The sequence below is a fragment of the Vibrio sp. 10N.261.52.A1 genome (genome assembly GCF_002876325.1).
GTDB classification, from domain to species: Bacteria; Pseudomonadota; Gammaproteobacteria; order Enterobacterales; family Vibrionaceae; genus Vibrio; species Vibrio chagasii.
Window position 1 is genome coordinate 1 of record NZ_MCYD01000635.1, and the last position, 3,284, is coordinate 3,284.

Consider the following 3,284-nt stretch of genomic DNA (forward strand, 5'->3'; position numbering starts at 1 on the left):
GCACCTGCACCTGCACCTAAGTTTCAGCCTGCTCCGGCACCAATGCAAAACATGCAACATGCCCCTCGCCCACAAAGTCGAGGCTCAATGACCAGCAACACGGTTTCTACTCATGACTTGGATGAAGAGATCATTCCAACATGGGCAGAACGTGCGTTTAAATTCTCCGGCCTTGCTGGTGACCATAGCTTAATATGGAAAAAATTTGTCCTCTGGTATAAAGCCAAAGCCAATGAACTCATGCCAATCTCTCGCATCGAATCTAAGTTGCAGTACTGGTTAGTTAACGAGAAGCAAAATGAAAGACAACAACAGCAGAAGACCTCTCAATATTCAGGAAATGCAGGACAAGCTCAAGGAAATGGGTATCGACAAAAGCTTAGCCCATCTGAACGCTTCAGGCAGCAGCTCATTCAAAAAGGCAAAAAGCCAACCTTCTGATCCTGCGCCTACAGTCGTTCCAGAAGTTTTACCGGCAGTTTCGTCGCCATCGGTACCTGTTGTTGAATCAGACACTGGCTCAAATCAACAAGTACCTGTCGTAGACCAAGATCCAGCAGAACTTGAGCTAACAGACTGGTGTATCCATGTGTTCGGCTCTTTCTTGAGCGTGTACGAGACTCAGTGGGAATACCAATACGGTAGTGAACCAAGCGGTAAGTTCATTGAGTTTGCTAACTCTGTCGATTCTGACGGCCTCAACCGCGTGCTAATGCACTGTCATGAACGTATTCAACTTGGCAACAGCTGGCCACCGCAAATGGGTGAGCTTTGGATTCTGAAAGACTCTTTGACGGAAGAAGAGCTGTTGGATAGCCGCATTCGAGTATTGTCTCGCACCGCTGCGAACAAGATTGAGAAATGGCTGATTCAAAACAAGCTATATGACTTGAAGCGAACAGCAGAAAACAAGCTAGATGGCCTGTTTAAAAAGTACTACTTGGAAGCGAAGCGTTTAGACGAGAAAGGCATGCTTGAAACGGAATTACCACAATTCCTACTTGCCGCTAACTCAGTGAAGAACTTGAACGATTTGAAGCGTGAAGAGTACGAAAGCAAACACGGTAAAGCGCTGAATCCAAGAATCCAACAGATTCTCAACAGCAAGAAATAGCCACTCGCTTTCTAGTGTGAAAAACACAGTGAACAGATACAAAAATGCCAGCAATTAAGCTGGCATTTTTTATGAATTCTTACGAACTCTTTAGCGACTAAACAACCGTTATTTACGATCGCCTTACTGAGTAGTTACAGTAGGTGGATAGTTGCGTTTAGCGTGAATACGCCAGAGTCGTCATCTTTCATTTTGAAGTTTTGGTAGCTAGCGCCTACAGATAGAGGACCAAAGATGAAGTATTCTGCGCCTACGCCGTACATGATATCAACGTCATCTTGCTTGAAGTTGTCGCCTTTCAGCTCGTATGAGTGAAGACCACCTTTCGCGTATACGTGAAGAGGACCGAAGTCGATGCTTGGTTTGATTGCTAGGTAAGCAGTGCTCGCATCTAGGTTTGTAAGATTACGGTTACCGTACTTAACGCTGTCGAAAGAGCCTAGATCCCAGTAACCCGCTTCAACACCGATAAGTGGCAGGATACCTGTACCCACGTGGATACCCATTGCTGTTTCTTCTTCGTTACCTAATGAGTTTTGACCACCCATTACACCGCCGTACAACCAAGAATCAGCCATTGCTGTTGAAGATGCACCTAGCAGTGCTAGTGCCAATAACGTTTTTTTCATATTCGACCTTTTTCGTCCTAGTAGCAGGCCTTGAGTGGTAATAAATTGCCACCAAGTCGCCCTGTATGTAATAACTATTCAATTAGTAATGCAATAAGCAAGATTTATACCCAAACCTTGCCATTGCGTCTAGCATTATTCCTTTAGCAAGCATCGATTGCGTTTTTAACACGCTTATCTGACACTGGATAAGGCGTACCGAGTTGCTGTGCGAAGAAGCTTACACGAAGCTCTTCTATCATCCAACGCACCTCTTTTACGTTTTCTGGAACCGCGATCCCTTTTGGAATTTTATTCAGCAGCTCTTTGTAATCATTCATTACTGACTCAACTTTGATCATATGCAAACGATCTTTGTTAGGGTCAATTGGCAGCTTCTCCATGCGGCGTTCGATTGCCTTCATATAGCGTAGGATATCTGGCAAGCGTTTCCATCCACATTCTGTGGCAAAACCCTTAAAAATCAAACCTTCTACCTGAGCTTTTATGTCAGAAAGTGCAAATGCCATGGAAAGATCAACACGCCCTTTCAGCTTCTTGCTGATGCTGAATGCCGTCGTAAGAATGGTTTCTACCTGCTGAGCAATCTCAACCACGGTATCACCCAATTCTGCGCGTACGTGTTCTTTCAGTGCTTCGAACTGCTCTGGTTCCCAAACCAAACCACCCTTCTCTTCGATCAGCTTATCAATACCACAAGCGATACAGTCATCGATAAGATCGAGAACCTTGCCGTATGGGTTGAAGTACAAGCCAAGTTTCGATTTGTTCGGTAAGTTCGAGTGCAAGTATTTGATTGGCGACGGCACGTTCAACAAGATCAAACGACGCTGACCCGATTTCATTGCTGAGATCTGCTCTTGTTCCGTCTCGAACAGTTTGATCTCTACGCTGTCTTTGGTATCCACCAACGCTGGGAAGGCTTTTACATCGTAGCCACCGCGCTTCTGTTGGTAAACTTTTGGTAACTCACCAAAGCTCCACGTATGCAGGTTTTGCTGCTCGATATCGTCATCCGCAACTTTAGAAAGCGTCTCTTGAACTTTGTCTTTCAGGCTCTCTTTCAGTTCATGTAAGTCTTTGTGTTCTTTCAACTTACGTTTGCGATGATCCACCGCACGGAATGTTACCTTTAAGTGCTCTGGAATCTGGTCTAACTTCCAGTCATCTCGTACCACTTCTACACCCGTCATGCGGCGTAGCTCTTTTTCAAGAGAGTCCAGTAGCGGCGCTTCAAGTGGTGTCACACGAGCCAAGAACGCATCCGCGTAGTTTGGCGCAGGCACAAAGTTACGTCGTAACGTCTTTGGTAGTGACTTGATTAGGCTAACCACCAACTCCTGACGTAGGCCTGGGATCTGCCAATCAAAACCGTTCTGGTCGATTTGGTTCAAGATAGGTAGCGGGATGTGTACCGTTACACCATCGTTGTCATCGCCCGGCTCAAACTGGTAACTCAGTTTTAATTTCAGGCCATTTTGGTGCCAGAAGTTCGGATAGTCTAAATCAGTAACGTGGCTTGCATCACCGCGGAACAGCAT

3 protein-coding genes and 1 pseudogene are annotated in these 3,284 nt (G+C 45.6%); 2 read left to right on the plus strand and 2 right to left on the minus strand.

The window, feature by feature from the left end:
- Both BCT81_RS11690 and BCT81_RS11695 read left to right on the plus strand, forming a co-directional pair.
- Positions 1-441, plus strand: a pseudogene (locus BCT81_RS11690) (hypothetical protein); the annotation flags it as partial.
- Positions 362-1,114, plus strand: coding sequence for a hypothetical protein (locus tag BCT81_RS11695; protein WP_102424434.1), 753 nt, complete (start codon positions 362-364; stop codon positions 1,112-1,114). The pseudogene BCT81_RS11690 and the gene BCT81_RS11695, both read left to right, overlap by 80 nt.
- A 134-nt stretch (positions 1,115-1,248) precedes the next feature.
- Here BCT81_RS11695 and BCT81_RS11700 read toward each other — a convergent pair whose 3' ends face one another.
- Positions 1,249-1,743 (minus strand): outer membrane beta-barrel protein, encoded by a 495-nt coding sequence (locus BCT81_RS11700; RefSeq protein ID WP_004741598.1) that lies wholly within the window; start codon positions 1,741-1,743, stop codon positions 1,249-1,251.
- 143 nt (positions 1,744-1,886) lie between these two features.
- On the minus strand, positions 1,887-3,284 hold a 1,398-nt coding region (locus BCT81_RS11705), incomplete at its 5' end, for a DUF3418 domain-containing protein (RefSeq protein WP_133152608.1).

Bases quoted from the DNA above. Each gene is read 5' to 3' on its own strand.
- BCT81_RS11700 (WP_004741598.1), bottom strand. From the start codon at position 1,743: ATGAAAAAAACGTTATTGGCACTAGCACTGCTAGGTGCATCTTCAACA.
- BCT81_RS11695 (WP_102424434.1), top strand. From the start codon at position 362: ATGGGTATCGACAAAAGCTTAGCCCATCTGAACGCTTCAGGCAGCAGC.